The organism is Streptomyces sp. Q6 (genome assembly GCF_036967205.1).
GTDB lineage: Bacteria > Actinomycetota > Actinomycetes > Streptomycetales > Streptomycetaceae > Streptomyces > Streptomyces citrinus.
In genome coordinates, this window is the sequence record NZ_CP146022.1 from 8432698 (window position 1) to 8456948 (window position 24251).

Annotated in this window: 23 protein-coding genes; 14 read left to right on the plus strand and 9 right to left on the minus strand. The window is 70.0% G+C overall.

Translation table 11 applies throughout. From position 1 onward, the window contains the following. Positions 1–304: 304 nt before the first annotated feature. Entirely contained in the window at positions 305–4177 is a 3873-nt protein-coding gene (locus tag V2W30_RS38800) for an LPXTG cell wall anchor domain-containing protein (protein WP_338703296.1), read from the minus strand. Positions 4178–4352: 175 nt separating this feature from the next. Further along, on the minus strand, positions 4353–5318 hold the full coding sequence (locus tag V2W30_RS38805) for a YihY/virulence factor BrkB family protein (protein WP_338703297.1): 966 nt from the start codon (positions 5316–5318) through the stop codon (positions 4353–4355). Positions 5319–5542: 224 nt separating this feature from the next. Between V2W30_RS38805 and V2W30_RS38810 the strand changes: the two genes are divergently transcribed. Continuing rightward, positions 5543–5941, plus strand: coding sequence for a hypothetical protein (locus tag V2W30_RS38810; protein ID WP_338703298.1), 399 nt, complete (start codon positions 5543–5545; stop codon positions 5939–5941). A gap of 161 nt (positions 5942–6102) precedes the next feature. On the opposite strand, the gene V2W30_RS38815 is transcribed toward V2W30_RS38810, so the two are convergent. Continuing rightward, complete coding sequence (locus V2W30_RS38815; protein WP_338703299.1) at positions 6103–6381, minus strand: DUF3253 domain-containing protein; 279 nt, start codon at positions 6379–6381, stop codon at positions 6103–6105. A 221-nt stretch (positions 6382–6602) separates the two neighbouring features. Here V2W30_RS38815 and V2W30_RS38820 point away from each other — a divergent pair, with 221 nt between their 5' ends. The 7 genes from V2W30_RS38820 (at position 6603) to V2W30_RS38850 (ending at position 12167) form a co-directional block, all read left to right on the plus strand. Then, complete coding sequence (locus V2W30_RS38820; protein ID WP_338703300.1) at positions 6603–7022, plus strand: FKBP-type peptidyl-prolyl cis-trans isomerase; 420 nt, start codon at positions 6603–6605, stop codon at positions 7020–7022. A gap of 189 nt (positions 7023–7211) precedes the next feature. Beyond that, entirely contained in the window at positions 7212–8147 is a 936-nt protein-coding gene (locus tag V2W30_RS38825) for a sigma-70 family RNA polymerase sigma factor (RefSeq protein ID WP_338703301.1), read from the plus strand. A gap of 69 nt (positions 8148–8216) precedes the next feature. Then, positions 8217–8786, plus strand: coding sequence for a dihydrofolate reductase family protein (locus V2W30_RS38830; RefSeq protein WP_338703302.1), 570 nt, complete (start codon positions 8217–8219; stop codon positions 8784–8786). Between the two features lie 673 nt (positions 8787–9459). Beyond that, entirely contained in the window at positions 9460–10296 is an 837-nt protein-coding gene (locus V2W30_RS38835; RefSeq protein WP_338703304.1) for a hypothetical protein, read from the plus strand. Between the two features lie 42 nt (positions 10297–10338). Further along, complete coding sequence (locus tag V2W30_RS38840) at positions 10339–10635, plus strand: hypothetical protein (RefSeq protein WP_338703305.1); 297 nt, start codon at positions 10339–10341, stop codon at positions 10633–10635. A gap of 83 nt (positions 10636–10718) precedes the next feature. Next, positions 10719–11345: a LysE family translocator gene (locus V2W30_RS38845; RefSeq protein WP_338703306.1), complete on the plus strand. Its 627-nt coding sequence runs from the start codon at positions 10719–10721 to the stop codon at positions 11343–11345. 294 nt (positions 11346–11639) lie between these two features. Beyond that, positions 11640–12167, plus strand: a complete 528-nt coding sequence (locus V2W30_RS38850) for a DUF6584 family protein (protein ID WP_338703307.1) — start codon at positions 11640–11642, stop codon at positions 12165–12167. A 190-nt stretch (positions 12168–12357) separates the two neighbouring features. On the opposite strand, the gene V2W30_RS38855 is transcribed toward V2W30_RS38850, so the two are convergent. Continuing rightward, positions 12358–13224, minus strand: a complete 867-nt coding sequence (locus V2W30_RS38855; RefSeq protein ID WP_338703308.1) for an alpha/beta hydrolase — start codon at positions 13222–13224, stop codon at positions 12358–12360. Between the two features lie 99 nt (positions 13225–13323). On the opposite strand from V2W30_RS38855, the gene V2W30_RS38860 reads away from it, so the two are divergent. After that, on the plus strand, positions 13324–13734 hold the full coding sequence (locus tag V2W30_RS38860) for a helix-turn-helix domain-containing protein (RefSeq protein ID WP_338703309.1): 411 nt from the start codon (positions 13324–13326) through the stop codon (positions 13732–13734). 171 nt (positions 13735–13905) lie between these two features. Here V2W30_RS38860 and V2W30_RS38865 read toward each other — a convergent pair whose 3' ends face one another. Then, positions 13906–14667 (minus strand): esterase/lipase family protein, encoded by a 762-nt coding sequence (locus V2W30_RS38865; protein WP_338703310.1) that lies wholly within the window; start codon positions 14665–14667, stop codon positions 13906–13908. A 307-nt stretch (positions 14668–14974) separates the two neighbouring features. Here V2W30_RS38865 and V2W30_RS38870 point away from each other — a divergent pair, with 307 nt between their 5' ends. Further along, positions 14975–15520, plus strand: coding sequence for a hypothetical protein (locus V2W30_RS38870; protein ID WP_338703311.1), 546 nt, complete (start codon positions 14975–14977; stop codon positions 15518–15520). Positions 15521–17075: 1555 nt separating this feature from the next. Next, on the plus strand, positions 17076–17507 hold the full coding sequence (locus V2W30_RS38875; protein WP_338703312.1) for a PRC-barrel domain-containing protein: 432 nt from the start codon (positions 17076–17078) through the stop codon (positions 17505–17507). Positions 17508–17752: 245 nt separating this feature from the next. Here V2W30_RS38875 and V2W30_RS38880 read toward each other — a convergent pair whose 3' ends face one another. Then, positions 17753–18541: an AraC family transcriptional regulator gene (locus tag V2W30_RS38880; RefSeq protein ID WP_338703313.1), complete on the minus strand. Its 789-nt coding sequence runs from the start codon at positions 18539–18541 to the stop codon at positions 17753–17755. 73 nt (positions 18542–18614) lie between these two features. Between V2W30_RS38880 and V2W30_RS38885 the strand changes: the two genes are divergently transcribed. From V2W30_RS38885 to V2W30_RS38895, 3 genes are all read left to right on the plus strand, one after another. Continuing rightward, positions 18615–19433, plus strand: a complete 819-nt coding sequence (locus V2W30_RS38885) for a phytanoyl-CoA dioxygenase family protein (protein WP_338703314.1) — start codon at positions 18615–18617, stop codon at positions 19431–19433. Next, complete coding sequence (locus tag V2W30_RS38890; protein ID WP_338703315.1) at positions 19430–19705, plus strand: hypothetical protein; 276 nt, start codon at positions 19430–19432, stop codon at positions 19703–19705. The genes V2W30_RS38885 and V2W30_RS38890 overlap by 4 nt, the downstream gene beginning before the upstream one ends. A gap of 333 nt (positions 19706–20038) precedes the next feature. Further along, entirely contained in the window at positions 20039–20797 is a 759-nt protein-coding gene (locus tag V2W30_RS38895; protein ID WP_338703316.1) for a DUF4232 domain-containing protein, read from the plus strand. A gap of 367 nt (positions 20798–21164) precedes the next feature. Here V2W30_RS38895 and V2W30_RS38900 read toward each other — a convergent pair whose 3' ends face one another. The 3 genes from V2W30_RS38900 to V2W30_RS38910 form a co-directional block, all read right to left on the minus strand. After that, positions 21165–22487 (minus strand): MFS transporter, encoded by a 1323-nt coding sequence (locus V2W30_RS38900; protein ID WP_338703317.1) that lies wholly within the window; start codon positions 22485–22487, stop codon positions 21165–21167. Further along, positions 22484–22972 carry a MarR family winged helix-turn-helix transcriptional regulator gene (locus tag V2W30_RS38905; protein ID WP_338703318.1) on the minus strand — a complete coding sequence of 163 codons (489 nt, stop codon included), beginning with the start codon at positions 22970–22972 and terminating at the stop codon, positions 22484–22486. The genes V2W30_RS38900 and V2W30_RS38905 overlap by 4 nt, the downstream gene beginning before the upstream one ends. 173 nt (positions 22973–23145) lie before the next feature. Beyond that, positions 23146–24156 carry an aldo/keto reductase gene (locus V2W30_RS38910; protein WP_338703319.1) on the minus strand — a complete coding sequence of 337 codons (1011 nt, stop codon included), beginning with the start codon at positions 24154–24156 and terminating at the stop codon, positions 23146–23148. Positions 24157–24251: the final 95 nt, after the last annotated feature.

Here is a 24251-nt window from a genome sequence, read left to right on the forward strand (position 1 = left end):
TACGCCGAAGTCGTGGCCGGCGCCGTGAACGAGGACGTCCCCCGCGACGCGAACGCCGGAACCACCCCGCTCCTCAAGAGCAGCTCTTCCAGCCTGATGGCGGCTCCCCAGGAGCGCTGACCGGCCGGACGTTCCGATGCTGCCGGCCGTCCGCGACCACGTATCGCATCCAGGTCACCTCCACCTCGGCCCAGTGCGTGCGAGAGGCCCGGCGCGTGGTCGCGACCGGGCCTCTCGCCGGCTTCCTACGTGGAGATCCCTTCGATCCAGCCTGTCGGTACAGGGCGTCGAGTCGGGTCGGGACTCAGTCGCCCGTGCGGCGCGAGCGGCGTGCGCCGGCGAAGAGCAGGGTGCCGAGGCAGAGCAGGATCGCGGCGCCGATGCCGGTGAACAGCATGGCGTCGGAGGATCCCGTCTCCGGGAGATGGCCCTGCGGCGACGCGGGCGTGCCGGGCTTGTCCGGTGTCCCGGGCGTGTGGGGCTCGTTCGGCACGCTGGGAGTGGGCGGCGGGATCTTTCCGGTGGTGGAGCACTCTGAGCGCGTCGTTCCGGTCCGGCAGTCGGAGTCGTCGGGGCCGATGACCGTGTTGGTCATGGTGCGGTCGCCGGTGACCGGGTCGTCGACGGTGACGGAGTAGGTGACGGTCACGGTCTTGCCAGCCGGGACGGTGCCGCTCCAGGTCAGCTTCGGCCTGGTGTAGGAGACCGTGCCGGCGGTGGCGGAGGCGGCGCCGCTGTAGGAGGCGTCGTCGAGAAGGCCGGTCAGGTCGTCGGTGAAGGTGGCGCCGACGTACTCCGCCGAACCGCTGCTCGCGACGGTGACGGTGTAGGTCACCGTGTCGCCGGGCTCGGGCGTGGTGGTGGAAGCGGTTTTGGCGAGGACGAGATGGGCGGCCTCGACCGGGACCGCGTAGTCCTCGATCTCACCGGGGCCGCCGAACCCGGTCGGTGACGGATCGCCGGGAGCCCGCTTGCCGAACACGGCGCTCCAGGCGGCCCGTTCGACCGGTGTGCCGCTCGCCGGGGTGGGATCGGTGCCCAGGCTCTCGGCGCCGAACAGGCGAAGCCGCAGGAACGTGGTGTCGGCGGTGAGGTCCTCCAGGCCGTTCCAGGTGAGGGTGGCGCTGGTGGCGCCGGGCGGAACCGTGGCCTGTACCGCCTCGCGGGCCTCGAACTCGCCGTCCTGGTCGCGGTCCAGCCAGCCCACCAGGAGGGCGGGACGGTCCGTGGTGTTGGTGACCTTGGGGTGCAGCGTGACGGAGCCCTGGTGGGTGGAGAGGCGGGGCGCGCTGAGGGCGTCCTCCGCCTGGTCGGCGTCGGCGTCACCGTGCGGCGCGCCGTCGGTGTCCTGTTCCACGGCCGTGCCGAGGCGCAGGCCGTCGACGATCTCGTGGTGGGCGCCCGCCTCGCCGCGGGTGGTGCCGTAGGTGTCGGGTGCGTCGCCGAAGTCGTACGAGGGGGCGGGCAGGACGGTGCGGCAGTCCAGATCGGTGGTGCCGGCCGGGCAGTTGGAGCCGGGGCCGCCGACCAGTCCGTTCACGAAGGTGCCGTCGCCGTCACCGGGTCCTCCCACGCGGGCGGTGTAGGTGAGGGTGGCGGTGGTTCCCGGCGCGAGGTCGCCGGTCCAGGACAGGGTCGGCTCCGTGTAGGTGACGGTGCCGGTGGTGGCCCGGGCGTCGTCGTTGTAGGTGGCGTCGTCCAGGACGTCGGCGAGGTCGTCGGTGAGGGTGGCGCCGGGGTAGGGCGCATCGCTGTCGTTGGTGACGGTCACGGTGTACGTGATGGTGTCACCGGGCCGTGGGTTCTGCGGTGCGGCCGTCTTCCGGATCGTGAGGGACGGGATGGGGGTGGTGGTCGTGCACCGCGGGTTCCGGGCCTCGGCGGGGCAGTTGGTGCCGGGAACGTCACCGGTGACGGTGTTGGTCATCTTCTGGTCGCCGGTGAGCGGGTCGTTGATCGTCACGGAGTACGTGACGGTGACGGATCCCGCGGCCGGGATGTCGCCGGTCCACTTCAGCTTCTTGTCGGCGTAGGTGGCGCGGCCGCCGGTGGCCTGCGCGTCGTCGTTGTAGGTGGCGTCGTCGATGACCTTCGTCAGGTCGTCGGTGAAGGCCGCGTCGTCGTAGGCCGCGGTATCGCTGTCGTTGGTGACGGTCACCGTGTAGGTGACGGTGTCTCCGGGCAGCGGTGCGGCCGGGTCCGCGGACTTGGAGAGGGTGAGGGTGGGCACGTCGTTCGTCGTCGCGCACTCCGGGTCCGTCGAGCCCTGCGGGCACTCGGCGCCGGGGCTCGTGGAGACGACGGCGTTGCCGAGCCGACCGTCGCCGAGTTCGGACGGGTCGGTGAAGACGGTGACGGAGTAGCTGAGGGTGACGGTGTCGCCGGCCGGGACGTCGCCGGTCCAGCTCACCTGCCGGCCGGTGTCGGCGACGGTCCCCGAGGTGGCCTTCGCGTCGTTGTTGTACGTGGCGTCGTCGACGACGTCCGTCAGGTCGTCGCTGAACGTGGCGCCCGCGTAAGGGCCTTTGCCGGAGTTGGTGAGGGTGATCGTGTAGGTGACCTTGGTGCCGGGCTTGACGGTTCCCCGGGCGCTGGAGGTCTTCCTGATGTCCAGGTCGGCGACCGCGACGGTGGTCGTACACCCTGTCCCGGTCGCGTCGGCGCAGTTCGACCGGTCGGAACCGGTGACCGCGTTGGTCAGCAGTCCGTCGCCGGTGACCGGGTCGTGCACCGTCACCGAGTACGTGATCGTGGCGCCGGCACCCGGGGCGAGTGTCTCGGACCAGTCCAGTTTCCCATCGGCGTAGGTGACGTCGCCGACACTGGCACGGGCGTCCTGCCCGTACGCGGCGTCGTCCAGGACCTTCGTCAGGTCGTCGGTGAGGGTCGCGGCGACGGGCACGCGGCCCGGGTTCTTCACCGTGATGGTGTAGTCGACCTTCTGGCCCGGCACGACCGGCTCGCCGGGTGCCGGGGACGAGGTCTTGCTGATGGTGTAGCGAGGGTCCTGGAACTCGACCGTCGCGCAGTCCGGCGCGTTCACTCCGACGAGGTCGCTGACGTTCTCCGCGCAGTTGCTGTACGAGCCGGTGTCCGCGGTGATCTGCACACTGAGCGTGCACGAGGTCTGTCCGGCCCTGAGGTCGCCGGACAGTTTCACCGTCGTACCGCCGCTCGTCGCTCCGACGCTTCCGCCGGTGCACGTGGTGGACGTGGCGGCCGGGTCGGCGACCGTCAGTCCGGCCGGGAGGTTGTCGGTGAAGGACCAGCCGGACTTGGCGTACAGGTCCGAGGTGTTGGTGACGGTGAACGTCAGCGTCGATGTACCGCCACTGGGCGCGACGGCGGGGCTGAAGGCCTTGTCGACGGACGGCGTCACGTCGAGGACGCGAATGTTGTCGAACGCCGCGTCGTTCCCGCTGCCCGAGCCCTGCGCGTTGATCATCCGTACGCCGAGCTGGTCGCCGCTGAACAGGATGGGGTTGTCCGCGGCCCGGTTGACGACCTTCGTCGAGCCGACGGAGCGCGCGGCCGGGTCGGTGCACGGGTTGATGCCCCGGTCGGAGGCGGGGATCGCCGTGGCCCCGTCCATCAGGAAGAACTTCAACGACGGTCCGACGGCGAAGCAGTTCATGGCGGCCGAGTCGACGGAGAAGGTGATGAACCGGTTGCGGGAGGTCAGCGGGATCGGTTCGGCCGTCTCGAATTCGACCTTGTTGGCACCGGGGTCGGCGGCGGTGAACGCCGTGACCGCCTGGTTCCGCTCCGGGGCCGCTGCTCCGTTGTACGTGCCGAGGGCCTGCGCGAGGTCGCGGGACATGTTCCACCAGGACGCGTTGTTCCGGCAGTCGGTGATTCCCGGCGCGAAGTTCGCGCTGTCCGCGCTGTTGTCGACCACCCAGCCGTTGCAGTTGTCCAGCCACGCCGCGTTCGCGGTGTACGAATCGGCGACGGGCGCGGCGCCGGTGTACGCGGTCAGCCGGACCGGAGCCGCCGTGTTCTCGAAGTCCTCGGCGTACACCGGGACCGGATCCTTCGGCGAACCGGGGGCCGCGGCGCGGACGTTGCTCGGCATGGTGTCCAGGGAGGGTGGCGCGGCCCGTGCCGGAAGTCCGCCGCTCAACGCGAGCGCCGCACTGAGCAGCAGCGCCGGCGTGGTCCATCTACTGCGATTCATGATCACAGAGTCACATCGGGACGCTACGGAATGTGACACATCGTCACGATAAGTTACGGAAATGACCTGTCTGGGCGCTCGGCGCGAGTCGGAACGGGGGAGGGGGTGCTTCCGGGCGCGGTCCGGCGGGGTGGGTCGATCGGGGGGAGAGGCCGAAGAGCGGGTCCGCCGAGCCTCAGTGACCCGGTCCCGGATCCGGATGGACGGGCGCGTGGATTCCGGCGCGGGCGGCCTCGAGCTGAGCGGCGAAAGCGATGCCGAGGAACAGGGCGACGGCCGTGAGGTTGGCCCACAGCAACAGGGCGATGAACGCCGTGAGCGGGCCGTAGATCGACCCGAACGCCCCGCTCTTGCCCACGTAGAGGGCCAGCAGCCACGTGGCAGCGACCCACAGCGCGAGGTGGACCGCCGACCCGAAGGCGAGCCACGTATAGCCCGGCTGTATCCGGCGCGGCGCCCTGCGCAGGATCACCGCGGACGCGATCCAGGCAAGCAGCAGCCCGGCGGGTATCTGCAACGCGCCCCACCAGCCGATGCCGCCGTGGTCGTCCCCGGTGCTGCGCGCCACCGCGTCGCCCACGGCCGAACCGGCGACCATCACGAGGAACCCCAGCACCATGGGCAGCCCCGCGGTGAAGGACAGCACCACCGCCCGGCCGTACTTCGCGGGCCCGGGACGGTCGCGCTCGATGCCGTAGATACGGTTCGCACCCCGCTCGACCTGGCCCATGGCCGACGCAAGGTTCAGCACGGCGAAGACCAGACCGAGCCAGAGCGCCACCGTGCTCGCCACGTTGCTGTCCGCTGTGCGACGCGTACCGTCGAGGGCCTTCTCCACCACATCGGCGCTCGCGCCCGGCACGATCCCGCCCAGCGTCAGCTCGATGACGCGGCCCACGGGCTCGGTGTGGACGCTGGTCGCCAGACCGACGAGCACGACGGTGAAGGGCACCAGCCCGAGCACCATCTGGAAGGCGAGCGCCCGAGCGTTGGTGAAACCGTCGGCGTAACGAAAGCGGCTGAAGGAGTCCAGCAACAGCCGCACGCCGCCGTAGCGGCGCAGGGCGGCGAAGGCTTCGTCACCGGAGAGTTCCTCTCCGATCATGTCCCGGGTCTGAGGGACGTGGACGACGGTTCCCACAGCGGGGGTGCTCCTCGGTTCGACAGGTCGGTGCGGTCCCTCTCCGCCTGCCCGCTCGCTCGCCGGTCACGCGATCGGGCCTGCCTCGGCGCGGGGCACGTCGACCGAGGCTCACGGAGGCGTCCTTCGACGGCGTGACAACTCGCACCCCTTCGGGGGTAGTTGGAATCACCGTCCGCGACGGAGCGGACGGGCGGAAGAACTGATCCGGAGCTGGAGAGGTGATGGCTGTGACGGAGCCCGCGATCGCGTCCACGGTGCTGGCACGCGGGAGTTCCTTGGACGGCCCGGGCGACTGGGCGCTGTTCATCGGGATCTTCGCGGTGTATCTGGCGATCGGCTACGCGTTGGAGTACCGGTCGAAGAGGCGCAGGGGAGCGCGGCGCCCGACGAAGGCCGCGGTGGAGGGACTGTTCACCGAGCGCAGCGGTGCTGATCCGCTCCAGAGATTCTCCAGCCGCATGGTGATGCTGGTGGGCGCGCTGGCGGCGGGCGGGGCCGGCTATGCGACCCGGAGCGCGCCCATGGCCGTACAGATCGTGTCGGTCGGTGCAGTCGCCCTGGCGGGCATCTTCGCCTGGGCGTACTTCGACCATCGCACGGAGTCGCGGGACGAGACGTGACCCGAGGGGGAAGCGAGGCAGCATGCCCGTCGCGCCGGTCACCCTGAGGTCGTGGACGTGGAGCGTGGAGCCGTGCGCGGAGATGTCGTCGGCATCCGACGTGACGACGTTGCGCGGTAGTCGGCTGTCTCGGCCGCCTCGTTCGGGCGCGCGAGGGTGCGCTACGCGTCCTCGCCGCCCCCGCGTCGGGTCCGCCGGATCCGGATCGGGCCGCGGGCCGTGTCCGGGTCGACGCGACGGCCCCCTTGAGTGATCTCCACCTGGCCTGCCAGGGCGAGCTGCCGGGCGGCGTTCCGTACGGGCTCCATGAGGGCACGCCACCCCTCGGCCCGGTCCCCTTCGTACGCGGCTCGCGCGGCGTCCGAGGGGCAGATCGAGGAGCTCGGATCACGTTGCGCCAGCAGGTCCAGGACGACCTGCTGCAAACGCCGCTCTGCCACGTGCTCGTCATGGGTCACCCGGCCAGGGTCCCACCGGCCGCAGCGAGGCGCGCGATGAGTCGGTCTCGCTCGTGCGGGTCGAGCGGGCGCGAGACCCGTGTGCCACGGCATGGAGTGAAACGCCTGGCAGGGGGGCGCAGGTAGCGTGGTCGGCTGCCGCATGGAGTGTCCATGTGTCCGGCCCTGACAGGGAGGGCGCGGCGGCGAACGAGGGGTTCGAGATGAGCGATCTGACAAAGCCCACAGTTGAGGTTCCCGAGGGGGATGCCCCCACCGAGCTGTCGTTCCGGGACCTGGTCGAGGGGGAGGGCCCCGAGGCGCGACCGGGCCGGGTCGTCCAAATTCACTATGTGGGGGTGACGTTCGCGTCCGGCAGGGAGTTCGACTCCTCCTGGGAGCAGGGGCGGCCGTTCAAGTTCGCTGTGGGCGGTGGCAAGGCCATCAAGGGCATGGACCGGGGAGTGAGGGGAATGAAGGTGGGCGGTCGGCGCGAGATCGTTGTTCCGCCGCGTCTTGGTTACGGCAAACAATCGCCCTCGTCGTCGATCCCGCCCGGCTCGACGCTGGTCTTCGTCGTGGACCTGGTCACGGTCGTGGGCGGACCCACCCAAGCGCGGCCAGGTCTCGCCGGCTCGGCCTGAACCCGGCGCCCATGACGCGCCGAGCGGACACACCGGGCTCGCCCTCGGCGCCGTAGCCGACGAAGCCTGGCCACGCGGGCCCAGGACCCGCCGACCATCGTTGGACGGGGGCGAGGTACGACATCCCCTCCGTGACCATGGCCCGGCCCCGCCGCTCTGGACGGACGGCCGGTGCCGCATGATGAGCCGGTGGACTTCGAGTCGTACCGGGGCGAGTTGATGGCCTTCTGCTACCGGATGCTGGGTTCGGTGCACGAGGCCGAGGATCTGGTGCAGGAGACACTGCTGCGCGCCTGGAAAGCTCGCGACCGGTACGACCCGGCGCGCGCCTCGGTGCGGACATGGCTGTACCGGATCGCCACCAACGCGTGCCTGACCGCCCTGGAGGGCCGCGGGCGACGGCCCTTGCCGTCCGGACTGGGTGCGCCGAGCGACGATCCCGGGGCGCCGCTGACGCCGGCGCTGGACGTGCCCTGGCTGGAGCCGTTCCCCGACGGACGGTTCGACGTGGAGGCCAGGGCCGATCTTCGACTCGCGTGGGTGGCCGCGACGCAGGTCCTGCCCGCGCGGCAGCGGGCGGTCCTGGTGCTGCGCGACGTGCTGGCGTTCACCGCCGCCGAGACCGCCCAGCATCTGGGGACCACCGTCGCGGCCGTCAACAGCGCGTTGCAGCGCGCCCGTGCCGCCGTCGTCGATGTGGGGGAAGCGGGGTCGGTCACCGAGCCGGATGACCCGAAGGTCCGGGCGGCCGTCCAGCGCTACATGCGGGCGTTCGAGGCCGCGGACGTCCCCGCGCTGGTGCGGCTGCTGGCTGATGACGCGGTGCTGGAGATGCCGCCGGTGCCGCTCTGGTACCGGGGCAGCGCGGACTACGGACGGTTCCTGGAACGGGTGTTCGTGATGCGGGGCGCCGGCTGGAGCATGCGAGAACTCGTCGCGAGTGGGCAGCCCGCGCTCGCCGCGTACGCGCCGGAGCCCGGCGGCGGGCGCCGGCTGCACAGCCTGCAAGTCCTGACCGTCGCCGGGGGCCGGATCGCTCACAACGTCGTGTTCACCGATCCGCGTGTCTTCGACACCTTCGGACTGCCGAGTCGGCTTCCCCACGATGGATTCCGAAAGTTCTGACAGCCGCGATGAGTCGGGGCGGTGCCGCCGGTACGTACCGGCGAACACCGAACCGAAGGAGATCTCACCGTGAGCGTCATCGTCATCGAGTTCGTCACCCTGGACGGGTTCGTGTCCGACCCGGACGGGGCCGCCGGCACGCCGTCGGGCGGCTGGGCTTTCCGGCACGGCCCGGAGGCGGTCGCCGGGGACAAGTTCCGGCTCGGCCGCACGCTTGACGACGGGGTGCTGCTGCTCGGCCGCACCACCTGGCAGCTGTTCTCAAGGCTGTGGCCGTACCGCGACGACGCGTTCTCCGCGCGGATGAACGCCGTCCCCAAGCTGGTCGCCTCCCACACCCTGACCCGCGCGGACACCTCGGCGTGGGCGAACTCCCAGCTTCTCGACGGCGACCTGGTCGACGCTGTGAAGCGGGAGCGGCGTGACGTGATCGTCGCCGGAAGCCTGAGCGTCGTCGAGCGGCTCAGGGAGGCCGACTTGATCGACGAGTACCGACTGCTGACCTTTCCCACTGTGCTCGGCACCGGTCGGCGCCTCTTCCCGGTCGAGGGCCCGCACACCGAGCTGACGTGCCCGGCCGCTGAGCGGATCGGTGCCGCGGTCCTCGCCCGCTACCTGAGGGCGGACGGCCGACAGTGACAGGCGATCAGCCGCTGTAGTCGGACCGCGCGCGGGAGCGGGAAGGGAGTGGAAGGAGGTCGGCGCCGCCGCATTTCCGCACCGTGGCAACGGTTTGTCCGAATGGGGCGATGAGCCCGGCCTCCGCTTCCCGTCCGACCGGGAAGCGGAGGCCGGCTCGTCGCCGCTCCCCACGGCGCGGGTGGTCGCCGCACGGCCCTCGGCAGTGCCCTCACCCTTGCTCTCATCACCACCATCGGCATGCCGGAACTCGTCCTGCGCCCGCGTCGGCTGTACGAGCGGACCGGCTTCGACAGTCGTTCACCGCCCACTCCGCGCACCTCATCGGCAGCGCCCGGACCGGTCACCACGCGACCTGACCAGCCGCGCCCCCTCGCAGCGACAGGCCATGGCCGTATCCCGGCGGCGTGAGCCCTGCCCTCGAGGCTGCGGAGGACTTCTCGTCGACGCGGATGGCCCTCGTATGGATGCCGTGGACGGGCATGTCCGCGCCGGGACGCCTCCAATGATCTTGAACCGTCTGTAGGAGGACGCAGTGGACAACACACGTGTGTGCCGTGTCGGCAGAGCGCGACACTCATGGAGGACCGCCCTGGCCGGCTGCGCACTGATCGGCATGCTCGCACCGGCCTTACCCGCGGCGGCCGCAGACCTGCCCCAGCCGGAGCCGATCGTGTCGGCCACCGCGGCTGACGGCCCCGAGGACTTGGCGGCGTGGATCAACCACGTCGCCGGCGTGCCCGCCGCACCGGGTGCCGGGCAGCCGGGCAGCGGGTCCATGCCGCGTATCGAACTGCCCGAGGCGACCGACGAACTGCTGTGGGGCGCGGCGGCTTCCGGGAGCGGGGTCGGGCTGCGGATGCCCGAGACGCCCGCCCGGGTGGCAGGCGTCACGACCTCCCAGGGCACGGTCGTCTACCCCCTGAACGACACCTACGCCCTGGCCGCGCAGCGCGTTGATGCGTCCTCGGCCCGCGCCCTGGTGGTGCTGAAGTCGGCTGCCGCACCGCAGCGTTACCGCTTCCCCGTCCAAGTGCCGCGCGGCGCCCGGCTGGTGGAGGACGGAGCCGGGGGAGCGGTGGTCGGCATCGAGCGAGCGCCGGGTGTGCTGGTGTCCGTGGCCGAGATCGCCGCCCCGTGGGCCAAGGACGCGCGCGGCCGAGCGGTACCCACACGGATCCGTGTCGAGAACGGGGCGCTGGTCCAGACGGTCAGCCCCGGCCCCGGTACGCCCTTCCCGGTGGTCGCCGACCCGAAGATCACCTGGGGAGTGGTCACCGGAACCGCCTACTTCAACCGCTCGGAGACCCGGCGCATCGCCATCTACGGAGCCACCGCGGCCCTCGCCGCGAACACCCTGCCGCCCCCGCTCAACGTCCTGTACTCCGTGAACGCGGCTGTGGTCAGCGCGAAGGCGGTCAGCGCGAACTCGGCCAAGCACTGCCTGAAAATCAAGTTCGCGGCGGGCCTCTTCCTTCCCTCTACGTATCGAGGTGGTTACTGCAAGTGAGATAGTGGTGGTCGTGGGCTTGGAGCGACCTGGGAGAAGCGGATGAACATGGTGCTGTTGTGGGTGGGCGTGGCCGCCTTCTGTGCTGCCGTTGTCGCACTGGAGGCGCACGCGGTGCGGCGAGGCGCACACGGCCCCCGCCCGGCGCGCTTCGCCTTCCTGGCCGACCGCGTCGCTCTGGCCCTCGGGGTCCTCACCCTCGTGGCATGGCTGGTGCTCTCACCCGCCGACCCGGTGACGGCGTGGGCCACGGGAATCTTCTGGGGCCTCGCGGTCTGCGCATTGACCCACCTGGCCCGCGACAACCACCGCGCCGACGCCGGCGCCGCCGAGCGCTGACGGGGCGGCAGTTCCCGGCCCGCATGACTCGTCCAGGAGGTGGGAGGGAGGCTTGGCGCACGCCTCTTGCGTAAGCTCAGTGCGTGCAGTGGCATCCGGTACTCGGCTTCGTGGCCGCAGTCATACCTCTGACGTTGATTCCCGGCACGAGCTTCACGTTGGTCACGCAGCAGGTGATCACGGGCTCACGCTCCGACGGTGTACGTGCCGCACTGGGCTCCTCGTGCGGGCTCCTGGTCCACGCGACGTTCGCCGTGGTGGGCCTGTCCGCACTGGTCATGTCGTCGGCTCGCGCGCTCACCGTGGTGAAACTCGTGGGCGGCATCTACCTCATCTGGCTCGGTGTGACCACGTGGCGTTCCGCGCGTCGAGGTGACGAACCGACGACACGCAGGCTGTTGCGCCTTCCGTGGGCTCAACTCGGTGGATTCGGCCAGGGACTGTGGTCCAACGTCCTCAACCCGAAGGCTGCGTCCGTCTATCTCACCCTGGTCCCGCAGTTCCTCACCTCCAGCCGCCCTGTCGCACCGCAGATCGCCGCGCTTTCGGTCGCGCACGTCATGGTCGTACTGGTGTGGCTGCTCCTGTGGACTTCGGTGGTCGGCGTCGCACGCACGACACTCGACACCCCCCGATTCCGACGTGGGACGAGTCGTCTGGCCGGAGCCGTGCTCGTCGCCTTCGGGATGCGGACAGCGGCCGCGAGCTGAGCGTGAAGCCCTCCAGAAGGCCGACCGTGGGGACGGCCGCGGGCGGACCGAGTCCTGTTGCCCGGACAGGTCGGTGGTCGGATTCGACGGTACGGCGATCAGTCTCCGCGGATTCCCGCTCCGTCGAGGCTGCGACAGACATGGGCGTCACGGCAACAGGGCGGATCCAGACCGCTGGTTCAGCCGATTGGTTCAGCCGATGCCGATGCCGATGCCGATGCCGTGGGGAGCGTACGAGCGCTGAGCGGCAAAACCAGGTCGACGTACGCCGACGCGGTACCTGATCATGCGTTCATGCCCCTGCGAGAGACCCTCACCCGTATCGACGCTGACCTGGCCGCCGGCCGGATTCCTGTCGCGCGCCAGCGTCTGCGCGGTCTCCTCTCGTCTTTCCCCCACGACCTGATGCTCCGCCGTCGTCTGGCCGAGGTGTACCGGCTCTACGGTGACGACGCCGAGGCTGGACGCTGGATGTACCTCGAAGAGGAGCGGAACGCCGAGGAGACCGCCGCCTTCGAGGCGCGGTACGGGACTCCCGGGCGGCGGATGAAGGCCCTTGCCTGGCGCGGCCCTGAGACGAAGGCGGCCACCGCCTTCGCGGAGGGGCAGTTGGTCACCGTCCGGACCGCCCACGCCGAGGAGTTGGGGCACCCGGTGGACTGGGACGACGCTGCCTCCTACCTGGAGGACCAGGATGGGGAGCACGAGGCGCCCGCCGGGCCGTGGACGGTCGGCGGTGTGCTGGCGGGCGCCGGTTGCCTGGTGGCGGCCCTCGCGTGTCTCGCGATCTGGGTGAATGGGCTCGTCGCCCTCTTCGTCTGACCAGGCTCGGCGAGCCTTCACTGGCCCCAGGCGGCGACGCCCCCGTCCTGGACTCGCGCAGCAGCGGCGGCTCGGAAAGCGACACCGTCGCCTGCCCGCGCCTACTGTCCTACTCCGGTCACCCCGGTCACCCCGGTCACCCCGGTCACCCCGGTCACCCCGGTCACCCCGGTCACCCCGGTCACCCCGGTCACCCCGGCCACCCCGGCAGATCGGGGGAGAGGAAAGGCGCGAGGAGCGCGAGCAATGCGTCGGGGCGGTCGAGGGGGATGATGTGACCGCAGTCCTGGAGGTGGTGTCCGACCAGGTCATCGGCGAGAGGACGGAGTTGGCGTTCGAGCCCCGTCCCGATGGGATGAGAGCCGACGGCCATCGTGGGCATGGTCAGCCGCGCCGTCGCGACGGCGTCCTGGATCTGCTGCGCGCTGGTCGGCAGGGCCCGGTAAGAGGAGAACGCGCAGCGAAGCGCCTCGCTCCCGGTGTACGCGTGGACGAAGGCTGCACGGACGTCGTCGGGTACCCCTCTCCCGAGCGTCCCCGAGTCGAGGAACCAGTCGATGTACGGGGCCTCGTTGCCGACCACGACGGACTCGGCGAGGCCGGGGACGGCGTGGAAGCCGAACCACCACGGGGCGCCGCCCGCGACGACGTGCTCTGCGCCGGGCAGCCTGCCCAGCAGTGCTTCCATGACGACCAGGCGCCGGACACGGCCCGGTCGGCGCAACGCGAGCAGGACGGCGGGGGCGGTGCCCGCGTCGATGCCGACGACTGCTGCCGAGGACTCGCCGAGTGCGTCGAGCAGTCCTTCGGCGTCGGCGGCGAGCGTGCCCGCGTCGTACCCGTCGACGGCACGTGTGCTGCCGCCGAAGCCTCGCAGGTCCGGGGCGATGACCCGGTACCGCCCGGCCAGTCGGCCCATGATGCCGCTCCAGAGTTGCCAGGTGTGCGGGAAGCCGTGCAGCAGCAGAACCGCGGGTCCGTCCCCTGCGATCGCGACGTTGAGCTGGACACCGTTCGTCTCGATGCGATGCAGGTGGGGTGCGGCGGTTACCGGCATGGCGACTCTCCAGGTGGTTACTATTGGTGACCACAAAACGATAAGTAACCGCCTAGCCGCTTCCAAGACGGCACTTTCAGGGAAGGTGGTGAGCCACAGGTGACCACCGGAGGAGACCGAGCCGCCGGTCGCGGGGTACGCGGCGATCTGTTCGATCCCGACTGCCCGACGCGGCAGTTGCTGGATCGCATCGGTACGAAGTGGACGTCGATGGCCGTGAAGACGCTCGCTGACGCCGCACCGGACGAGGTGCGCTTCGCGGAGCTGAGACGCCGGATGCCCGGCGTCTCGCAGAAGATGCTGTCCGTGACGCTGCGCAGCCTGACCAGCGACGGCTTGGTGTCACGTCGGGTCGAACCCACCGTGCCACCGCGGGTCTTCTACCGACTCACCGGACTCGGGCTGTCGCTGGAGGCCGTGCTCGCGGGGCTACGGACCTGGGCGGAGGAGCACATGGCCGAGATCGAACGTGCCAACGAAGCCAACGGCCAAGAGGCCGGCGGGGGGTAGGCGGCTCGCTTCCGTCTCTTCGCTCCCGTCGGAGATGGGTGGCGCACGGGTCCAACCGCCGCACGAGATATGTGAGGGTGGGCCCGGCTCCGGGAGCCGGGCCCACCCTTGTGTGGTGATGTGCGAAGACGGAGTGGTTCCGGGGCGAGCCGGTTGCTCAGGGGCGAGCGGTCAGGACGCGACGAAGCGGGCGATCTGGCCGAGGACGATCGTGTCGGTCAGGAACCCGATGTGGGTCTGACAGGCCACGTTGTTGTTGGTCGCGCCATCGAGGCGGGTGCTCGTGTACGGGATGATGATGCCGTCGCACGCCGAGTACCACGTGGCGTACTTCGTGGTGCCGGGCGTCTCGTCGCCGGACGAGATCTGGGAGATGAACGAGGAGCCCGGGTACATCTGCTGACAGGTCGTGTAGATGAGACAGGCGCCGGCGTAGGTGGTGCCGTGGTTGGCGCCCGCGATCGAGGCGAGGTGACTGACGCTGCTGTTGCCGCCCAGAACCTTCAGGTAGTACTGGCTGACCAGCCCGCCCATCGAGTGGTTGACGATGGCGACCTTGCTCGCGCCGGTCCGCGCCTTCACGGTGTTGACGTAGGAGGCGAGTCCCTGCGCGTTGGTGATGTTGTTGCCGTACGAGTTGTACTCGTAGGCGAAGAGGTTGGAACTGGCCCAGCCGTTGGCACGGAACACGCTCATGGCGGTGACCCAGTTGGAAGCGCTGCCGGTGTAGCCGTGGACGAACACGACCGGCGTGCTTGTGGACAGCGTCTGCGCGGCGGTTTGCGTGGTGGTCTGCGAGGTCGTGGCGCGCGCGACGGCGGCCGAGGTGTCGTCGGCGCCTGCGGTGGTCGTGGTCGAGGAGAAGAAGGCGAGCGCGGCGGCGGTGGCCGCGAGTGCGCCGAGGATTCTGCGCCGGGGACGAGTGGAGCTCATGGAGCCCTCCTGAGGGGGTGCGGGTACCTGGTCCGGATCAGGGTGGCGGCAACGGGCCCCGGCGCCATCGGCGAAATCACCAGTGCGCGCGAGTCGTTCCGTAACTGTGGGCCGTGTGGGGGATCGTGCGGTGCAGGTACGTCCGGGCGACCGGCTGCGCGGATGGTCGTCGTCGTCGCTTCCCTCGTCAGAGGTGCGATACCGGGGGCAGGGATGCGGTACCGGCAGGCTGTCGTCGACGACAGGACCCGGGCCGAGGCCGGATGCCTCACACCCCGGGTATCTAGAGTTCCTGACTATGCGACTCATGGAGATGGAGATCGCCCGTCATGACTGGACGGGCATGCGGTGCGGGTGCGGCGACACGGCAGCGCATCTCGTCGCCGAGCTGCTCCAGCTGACGGAGGACGGGGACGAACGGGCGTCGGTGCAGGCGGGTTTGGAGCACCATGTTTGGTCGTCGGTGGTCCTGTGGGAACCGGCACTCGCGGTGACGTCGGTCGCTCTGGCGGCCCTCGCGGAGGACTTGGAACCCGCGGCCCGTCTGCGGTTCCTCGACCTTCTCCAGTACCTGGTCACGGGAGAGGGGACGGACCGGGAGTCTGCCGCTGAGGGGCTCGACCTGCCGGAACGGTGCCGGAGCGCTGCCACCCAGGGCATGTGGCTCCTCTATCAGGAGGTCATGTCGACCCGTTCGCCCGGACTTGCCGGGGCCGCCTTCGAGGTGCTGACAGTGATCGAACCCGATCGTGCTCGTCTGGCGCGGGTTCGCGAGGCGGCGGCCGAGTGGCTGCCCGTGTGCTGTCGAACCGGACTGTGTGATGACGACTTTGATGGCGGTGATCGGATGTGACGAACGTCAGCGAGTCTCTCCACGTAGTGAAGCCGCGTCAGATCGAGGGCTGACGGAGGGAATTCGCATCGCGGCAAGCTGCCGCTCCTTCGCGGCGTGCGGGGAATCTCGGCCATACCGCCCGTGAAGCGGGGCACACGCGCAGGCATGAACACTCATGAGACCGGAGCGGACAGCCAAGGCATGGGCTCGATGGAACGCGGAACGTCGCAGCGACTGGCGGCACGTCAGCGCATGTGGGTGCAATCATGGACAGCTTTGTGCGTGCTGGCCGCTCTGTGGTCGCTGGCCTGGGGTGTGGGATGGATCAGCGGAGTGGAGGACGGCTGGGTTTTCACTGCGGTGGGAATGGTGCTCCTTGGGTGTGCGCTGTGGGCGCGCCGTTCAGCCATCCGCAATGCTCCGCCGCGCCATTTGTGATGTGACGAGGCGCCAGGCGCCGGCTCGGTCCCGCGCCTGGAGCAGGGTGCACGTCTCTGGACGGGCGCAACGGAGCCGGCGTGAAGCGGTAGCCATCGGCTGGCTCCGTTGCGCCTGTCCCTAAGGTGCAGGGCTCGGATCGTGGTCGTGGAGCGCTGGGGTGGGTGCACCGCCGCTTCCGCAGGCATTCTTCGGTATCGGCTGACATCTACTTTTGCGATGTCCCGCTGGGGAGCGGAGCGTTCGAACCGAAGAGCCGGAGGGGAAGTAGTACGCGGCCTCGTCCGGGGGACTCGTTCAGCATGGCCGGTATGAGTGGAGAGCGGTGCGAACGCTGCGACATGATCCTCGGGATGGGCTGTAGCTGCCCCGCTGACGGTAGTTCCCCGAGCCGAGCGGACCCGACTCGGGTCGGGCCCAAGGCGGGACCGAACTTCGCGTTCGACAGGATCCTTGTCTCGCTTGCGGGCGTAGCCCACATTCCTGGGGGATGCGTGCACTACGTCGACGATCCCGAGGCGGCCGGCTGGGGCTGGTCGCCCGGTGCTGATCTGGCGGCCTGGGCTCGGCTCGGGGAGGGTGCGCCGCTGCCTGCCACTGCGGGAAACACCTCCCTCCGTGCCACGAGTCGCTGCCATCACTGCGCGACCTTCCTCGGGGGACCCTGAGTCCGTCATCCATGCCGCCACTCGATCGCGCACACGTGTGACATGTGCGGGAGGCTGCGGGGGACCGCGTGCTTCCTGAAGCTCCGTGGCGAACAGCGCCGCACCTTCGAGTGGGCCCAAGCGCTCGTCTGACTGCGGACCCTGACGATCGGAGACGGCTCAGGCGCCGTCTTCGGCGGAACGCAGACCATGCCGCTGGTCCCGTACCCCACGCTCGTCCTGGACGCGCTCGCACCCTCGTCGGCAACATGATCGGCCGGGCAGGTCCTGGCCGACGGCGAACTCATGGTGGAAGCGGCCTGCGGGGAGGCGGCCCCGGATGTGCCGACTCAGGCCCCTCGGACGAGAAGCAAGGCGGAAGCTCGGTTTATTCGCGTGCAGGAGGGAAGTCGGAGGGGGCGCGGATCGGGACGCACGGTACAAAACGTACCGCCCGCCCGCGTGCCAAGATCTGCGGAGGATGCGCCATGAGCGAGAACATCTGGAACTACCCCGACGCCGCCGGGTACACCCCGGGCGCAGACCTGACGGGGTACAAGGTCGAGGCGAGCGACGGCAGTATCGGCAAGGTCGACTCGCACTCCCGCGACGTCGCCGATCAGTACATCGTGGTCGACACGGGCGTGTGGATCTTCGGCAAGGAGGTGCTGCTGCCCGCCGGCACCATCACTCATGTCGACCCCGAGGCGAAAACCATCCGCGTTGCGCGCACCAAGGAAGAGATCAAGGCTGCCCCGGAGTTCGACAAGAACAAGCACCTGGACAACCCCGAGTACCACCAGGAACTCGGCACCCACTACAGCCGTGGCGGCGGCAGCGGCATCACCACGCCCACACCGCCGGGAACCCCTGGCTCCCCCGGCACCGGCCCCGGTGAGCGGGGCGGGCCGACCATCTGACGCCGAAGCGCCGCGGCGGGGCGTCTCAGCGGTGCTGGAGACATGCCGCCCTGCCGCGCGGTGCTCCCTCTGTGACGCGGTGACGGGGACGGTTCAACGGCCGTCCCCGCTCTTCGTGGGCTCACGGGCCATGGGATCTCGTGCCGGACTGGCGGTATCTCGTGCCGTGGGCTCTCATGCCGGCGACCGTGATGCCCCGAGCAGTGTCGCATCTGATGTGAGTGAGCCCCGATCCGGCGGCAGGATCAGCCCCTTCGGGGCCGGTGCTCGTGGCCCGCGCGGACGGCACGTGGGCTCGCGCCGAGTTCGCGGCGGCACGCTTTGTTGAACGCTTGCAGGTCCGCGATGCCCACGGCCGCCGCGATCGCGTGGATGGACTGGGTGGAGGACAGCAGGAGGTGGCGGGCCCGCTGCAGACGCCGTCGCCGGATGTACGAGACGACGGTGAGGCCGGTCTCCGCGCGGAACACGCGGGTCAGATGTGTGTGGGAGACGCCGACCGAGGCGGCGATGTCCGGTACGCGCAGCGGGCCGGCCAGATGTTCCTCGACGTAGGCCTGCGTGGCGGCCACGAGCGGGTGCGGCTGGCCTGCGCGATCGACACGAGCCAGTCCGGCGACGCGCCACAGGACGGTCCACACCTCGGCGGTCGCGTGCCGGGGAGACGATGCCCTGGTCGAGACGGCACTGCGCAGCAGCTCGGCCAGGCGCGTGCTGTCGCCGCCCGCGTCCTGCATCACCGGCACGCTCAACGGAGCCCCGCTGTCGTGCAGCCGGAAGTGGACGTACACATGTTCCGACCTGCCCCGGTAGCGGAAGTGCACGTCCGTGTCGGGCGGTACGAGGCTGATGTGGCCGGGGCGGATGCGGTGGACGGAGCCGCCGAGGGAGAGCGCGCCGTCGTAGTGGTAGAGGTGCAGCTGCCACAGGTCGGGCAGCCGGAAGGTGTCGTGCGCGGTGGCGACTCCGTGCACCCCGATGCCGATGTCGGCGACCGAGGGCGGCTCGTCGAGCCGCAGCGTTACTGACTTCATGAGGGTGGAAAATTACCAGTAGTGGATGACTTCAGCCCACGACGCGGGAGTATCGGCGCCGTACGTTCGTCGCATGTCAACCAGCAAACACCTTCTGACATCGGTTCAGATGGCGCGCTTCGTCGCGCAGGGGCACCTACGCCTCGACGGGGTGGTGCCGCAGGAGATCAACGAGCGAGCCCTCGCCGCCCTGGCGGACGGACTGCCCGGAGTGCCCTACGGCACGCCGCTCCGCACGGCGTTTCCCGAGGACGCCTTCATGTCCGAGCTGCTCGCCCTGCCAGCCGTCGCCGGTACCGTGGAGAGCCTGGTCGGGCCCGACCCGACCGTCGACCACCACGCCGTCCACGTGCGCGAGCCGCACGACGGACACGCGCAGGATCTCCACGCCGACGCGATCATCGACGTACGGCCGGACGCGTTCGACATCCAACTCATGTACTACCCGCACGAAGTCACCCCCGAGATGGGCGGCACGCTCAGCGTGCCCGGCAGCCACCTGCGCAGGGTCAACGAGACGGACATCGGCCGCGTCCAGAATCTGCGCGGGCAGTCGCGCCTGACCTGCCCGGCGGGCACGGTCGTCCTGCTGCACCACGGCATCTGGCACGGCGGCCGCCGCAACGACACCGCGCGCCGCCGCTTCATGTACAAGATCCGCCTCAACCCGACCGTGCCCCAGGTGCGGCTCTGGGACACCGCGGACCTGGACGACCCGGCCGTCGCCACCGAACTCCACACCTACTTCCCCTGGTACGAAGCCGCCACCGCCCGCCTCGAGGTCTACAACCGGGTTCTGCTGTGGCGAGCCCTGACCGGAGACGCGTCGTTCGACGTCGAGCACTGGGTCACGCGCGTCAGCAACCGCCCGGCCCTGAGGAGTCACGCATGAGACAGCAAGTCCTGGTCCTGTACCTGTCGTCCTCCGCGCTCGACTCACAGGTGGTCGGCTGGTCCCGATACGACGGGACCGGCCGGACCCGCCCCATGACCGGTGACAGCGACGAGCCGCCGTACGACACGGGGCTCGCCGCTCTGTACGACGGCTGGCGCCTGTTCCAGGCCTCCCAACTGCTGCCGCCGCAGGCCGGTCACGAGTACGACGTGTCCTTCCTCAAGCACGAGTTCTTCTTCGAGAAGTGGGAGGACGAGACGCAGGCGTGAAGTGGCGTCGGCTGTCCGCGAGTGACCCGGAGCATCTCCGGCGACCCCGGCGGCTCCGTCCTGAAGAACTTAGGTACTGCCGGTGTGTCCTCCATCAAGTCGCTTGCTGCTTCGCTGGGTTGATGCCCTCTGGGTGGCGCGCGCGACGGCTGGCGGGAGTCGGCGTGGGCCGCGTGGGGAGGCTCCCGCCGACCAGCCGAGGGCGGTCGCCCGGGTGGTGTGAGGGGGCCGGGTCTGTGACGTGATGAAGACGCTGTGGGAGACGGGCTGTAACTCGGTGCGGGATACAAAGAGTTCTGACCGCTCGCACCGCGCTATTCCAGGGGGAACACCGTGAAGTCCAGCCGCACCGCTGCTCTCACCACCGACCGCACCCCTCGTCCCGCCGCCGGCCGCAGCGCCGCCTCCGCTGCTCGCCGCGGCACTGTCATTGCCGCTGTCGCGGTGGCCGTCGTCCTGGCGCTCACGGCCTGTGGCGGCAACGGCTCGGGGGCGGACTCGTCCTCCGAAGGAGCCGCGCCCTCCGGGAGTTCCTCGCCGTCGTCTGCCGGGTCTTCGTCGCCCTCTCCGTCCTCGGGCTCTGGTGGTTCGCAAACGGGTCACGCGAAGCAGGGTTCGGCGGAGGGTGGCGAGGCGGGCGCCGACGCCGCGAACGCCGCAGAGGGATCAGCAGGCACCGGTGGCGGGGGCACGTTCTGCAAGACGAGGGACCTGGCCGTCGACGCGAGGGATGCCGCGCCGGATGAGGTGGCCGGCCGGATCGACATCACCATGGTCAACCGGGGGTCGGTCACCTGCTCGGTGACGGGTTTCGCGGGCGTCGACATCGAGGACGCCGATCACACGTCCAGCCCCATCGAGCGCGGCCCGGCGCAACCGCGTGTGACCGTCCTGAAGCCGGGCGACGCGGCTGTCTTCAATCTCGCCTACACGATCGACCCGTCCGGCAAGAGCCTCGCGTCGCCGACCAGTATTCTCGTCACGCCCCCGAACGAGACCCACACCGTGAACCTGAAGTGGCCCGCGGGCGCGGGTCAGATCAAGGGCGCTTACGCCGACGTCGAGGTCTACCCGACGCATACGACCGTGTGACGTCTCGCCCGGGACGAGCGCCGCCCATGATGATCTGGAGCGGGCGATGCGCCACCTTCCTCCGGGAGCCAAGCGGGACTTGGGCCGACTGACCACGCGTGAGGAACGTGAGCGCCGCGCTCTGCCTGAAGCCCCCTCCTGCGGGTTGAAGACATTCGCCTGGTCGTGAACCAGGACGTGTGACCATTGATGCGCTGTGAGTTCGGGTGCCGTCCCTCCCGTCGAACACGGCCGGGAGGGAGGGCGGATGGCAGGGGCTGCGGGACGTCGTCGGTGTCGTCGGAGATCGGATCGGTGTTGGTCGGCGGTCGCCTCGCTCATCCGTCCGAGCTGAACGCCCTTTGCCGGGCGCGGAGTTGAGGGCGGGTCAAGGTGCGGAGTCGGTGGCCGGTGCGGCGTCGGCGGCGGGCCCGGGAACGGTCGGCTTCTTGGTGACGGGCGGCGCCGTGGTCGCGCTCGGTGTGCGGTAGGCGCGGAGAGGCGCGTTGGTCGCGGCGACGACGGCGATCATCAGGGCTGCGGACAGTCCGCCGAAAAGCAGGGAGAAGGGCGCGGAGGTGGCCGATGCCAGCAGGCCCGCACGGAAGTTGCCGAGCTCGGGGCCGGCGACACCGATGACGTGTTCTGCCGAGGACACCCGCCCCCGGTAGGCGTCCGGGGTCTCCAGTTGCACCAAGGCGCTGCGCGTGATGACCGAGATGGTGTCGGCGGCGCCCGCCACGGCCAGGCAACCGAGCGCCAGCCACAACGGCTGTGCCAAGGCGAAGCAGGCCAGTGCCAGGCCCCAGACGGCCGCCGCGGACAGTTGGATGAGACCTGCGCGGCGTCGGCGCGTCACCGTGGCGGAGAGCAGCCCCGCGCTGATCCCGCCGACCGCGACGGCCGACAGGAACAGGCCGAGGGTCTGCGGGTTTCCCTGGAAGCGGATCTCGTTGAGCAGGGGGAAGAGCGCGATGGGCATGGCGAGCAGGGTCGCGGACAGATCGGTGGCCATCGAGCCCCACAGAGTCGGGCGGCGCAGAAGGATCCGCCAGCCGCCGGGCTCGGGTCGGCGTCTGCCGCCTGCCGGGCCGGTGCTCTCGGGCCGCATGGCGGGCAGGCGAAACACCGTCAGCATCGAGAGTGCCGCGGCCGCGGCCTGGGCCGCGTAGGCGGCGGGAAAGTCCCAGCGGGCGATGATCAGTCCGGCCGCCGCGGGACCGGCCAGCATCGCCGCCTGGAAGGAGATGTTGGTCAGAGCGAGACCGGCCGCGACCTGGTCGCCCGGCAGCAACCGGACCGGAAAGGTGCGCCGAGCCGGAGCACCCAGGGCGCCGCAGCTCGTCCCCAGGGCGACGAGGGCGAGCAGCAGCAGTACGTTGCGGTTGTCCGCCAGGGCCTGGGCGCACAGCCCCGCGGCGGCCATCAACTGGCCTGCGGTGGTGGCCCGTACCAGCGTACGGCGGTCGACGGTGTCGGCCAGGGTGCCGCCGAGCAGCCCGAACCCGATCATCGGCAGCCCGGTGGCGAGCCCGATGGTGCCGGTGCCCACCGGGCTGCCGGTCAGGTCCCAGACCTGGGCCAGCACCGCCACGTTCGCTATCTGTCCGCCGAGTTGCGAGACCGAGGTGCCGATCCACAGGGCGCGAAACGGCCGGTTGCCGCGCAGCGGGCGGGTATCGAGGAACCGGACACGGCCACGTCTCTTCATCGCGGTGGCTCGACAAGGTGGTCGAGGACCCGCTGCCGCATCGACCGGCGTTCCAGCGCCCGGCGCACTTCCTCCACCACGGCGGTCATCGCGTAAGGGACTTCGCCATCCAGCTCGGCGACCGTCGCGTGCGTGGCGCGCCACTCCGCTTCCAGGAACGGAACGAGTGACCGGCCGCGCTCGGTGAGATCGATCCGCCGGGTACGGGCGTCGGGCCCCGGCTCGGAGGTGACCAGGTCTTCCTTGCGCATGGCGGCGATGGTCTGGCTGATCGCGGAGTGCGAGCGGTCCAAGGACTGCGCGAGTTCGCGGATGGTCAGCGGTCCGGTGTGGGCGAGCCGGATCAGCGGATAGGCGAAGCGGGGCCGTACCCCCTGGATGCCCCGCTCGATGTAGACCTGCTCGATCTCGGCGTCCATGGAGGCCAGAAGCTCGTGCAGGCGGTGCCAGGGGTCGGGGAGCGCGGTGGGATCAGAAGATGTCACAGCGCTAATATAACAGCGCTGCGATAATTGGCTCCGTAAGGCGGGCTCCAAGAACGGCTCCGTGAGGCGGGCTCAAAGAGCGAACGCGGTGGGTAGGGGGCAGCCGGCTGTCTCCCCCGAGGGGTGAGCAGCCAGCCGTCTCCCCACCCGGACACGCGCCGGGAAGGCTGCGCCTACCGGGAGGCCGCCACGGGGCGCGACTTGTAGAAGGATTCCTCCAGGTAGGCGGCCTTGTGCGGCTGGTAGGGCTCCTCCAGGTAGGCGGCTTCGTCCTCGTCGAGTTCGACGTCCACCGCGGCGACCGCGTCGGCCAGTTGGGCCGGCTTGGTGACCCCGACGACGGGCGAGGTCGCTACCGGGTTGCGCATGACCCAGGCCAGGGCGACCTGGGCCGGGGACAGACCCCGCTTGCCCGCGATCTCGTGGACACGCTCAACCACCGCCTGGTCCCCGTCGTGGTAGAGGATCTCGCCGCCCGGATCGGTCCCGGCACGCGCCGTGGCGGTGTCCCGGGTCCGCGTCAGCCTGCCCCGCGCCAGCGGGCTCCACGGGATCACGCCGATGCCCTGGTCGACGCAGAGCGGGAACATCTCCCGCTCCGCTGCTCGGTGGATGAGGTTGTAGTGGTCCTGCATCGACACGAACCGGGTCCAGCCGTTCAGATCAGCAAGGTACAGGGCTTTGGTGAACTGCCAGGCGTACATGGAAGAGGCTCCGATGTAGCGGACCTTCCCGGACCTGACCGCGTCGTGCAGCGCCTCGAGGGTTTCCTCGATCGGGGTGTCGTAGTCCCAGCGGTGGATCTGGTACAGGTCGATGTAGTCGGTCCCCAGGCGCTTCAGGGAGGCGTCGAGCTCGGCGAAGATCGCCTTGCGGGACAGCCCGGCGCCGTTCGGGCCGGGGCGCATCCGCATCCAGACCTTGGTGGCGAGAACGACCTCTTCGCGCCGGGTGAAGTCCTTCACCGCCTGGCCGACGATCTCCTCGCTGCTTCCGGCGCTGTACCCATTGGCCGTGTCGAGGAAGTTGACGCCGCTCTCAAGTGCCTGCCTGATGATGTCCCGGCCGGCGTCCGCGCCCAGCGACCAGGGCTCGCCACCCCGGTCCGGCTCGCCGAAGCTCATACAGCCGAGGGCGATGGCGGAGACTTCCAGTCCGGTTGTTCCGAGTTTGATGTATCGCATGCTCCGGAACCTAGGAGTTCGCGTGCGCTCTCACGCAACCCCAAAGGCGCGGGGCGTGCGGGCCCTGGCAGGTTTCGACCGCCCTTTCCAGACAG

What these genes read in the sequence shown, in the direction of transcription:
- V2W30_RS38890 (WP_338703315.1), top strand. Translation starts at nt 19,430, where the DNA reads ATGAGACAGCAAGTCCTGGTCCTGTACCTGTCGTCCTCCGCGCTCGAC.
- V2W30_RS38910 (WP_338703319.1), bottom strand. Translation starts at nt 24,156, where the DNA reads ATGCGATACATCAAACTCGGAACAACCGGACTGGAAGTCTCCGCCATC.
- V2W30_RS38810 (WP_338703298.1), top strand. Translation starts at nt 5,543, where the DNA reads ATGGCTGTGACGGAGCCCGCGATCGCGTCCACGGTGCTGGCACGCGGG.
- V2W30_RS38865 (WP_338703310.1), bottom strand. Translation starts at nt 14,667, where the DNA reads ATGAGCTCCACTCGTCCCCGGCGCAGAATCCTCGGCGCACTCGCGGCC.
- V2W30_RS38900 (WP_338703317.1), bottom strand. Translation starts at nt 22,487, where the DNA reads ATGAAGAGACGTGGCCGTGTCCGGTTCCTCGATACCCGCCCGCTGCGC.
- V2W30_RS38820 (WP_338703300.1), top strand. Translation starts at nt 6,603, where the DNA reads ATGAGCGATCTGACAAAGCCCACAGTTGAGGTTCCCGAGGGGGATGCC.
- V2W30_RS38870 (WP_338703311.1), top strand. Translation starts at nt 14,975, where the DNA reads ATGGAGATGGAGATCGCCCGTCATGACTGGACGGGCATGCGGTGCGGG.
- V2W30_RS38840 (WP_338703305.1), top strand. Translation starts at nt 10,339, where the DNA reads ATGAACATGGTGCTGTTGTGGGTGGGCGTGGCCGCCTTCTGTGCTGCC.
- V2W30_RS38875 (WP_338703312.1), top strand. Translation starts at nt 17,076, where the DNA reads ATGAGCGAGAACATCTGGAACTACCCCGACGCCGCCGGGTACACCCCG.
- V2W30_RS38885 (WP_338703314.1), top strand. Translation starts at nt 18,615, where the DNA reads ATGTCAACCAGCAAACACCTTCTGACATCGGTTCAGATGGCGCGCTTC.
- V2W30_RS38800 (WP_338703296.1), bottom strand. Translation starts at nt 4,177, where the DNA reads ATGAATCGCAGTAGATGGACCACGCCGGCGCTGCTGCTCAGTGCGGCG.
- V2W30_RS38855 (WP_338703308.1), bottom strand. Translation starts at nt 13,224, where the DNA reads ATGCCGGTAACCGCCGCACCCCACCTGCATCGCATCGAGACGAACGGT.
- V2W30_RS38880 (WP_338703313.1), bottom strand. Translation starts at nt 18,541, where the DNA reads ATGAAGTCAGTAACGCTGCGGCTCGACGAGCCGCCCTCGGTCGCCGAC.
- V2W30_RS38850 (WP_338703307.1), top strand. Translation starts at nt 11,640, where the DNA reads ATGCCCCTGCGAGAGACCCTCACCCGTATCGACGCTGACCTGGCCGCC.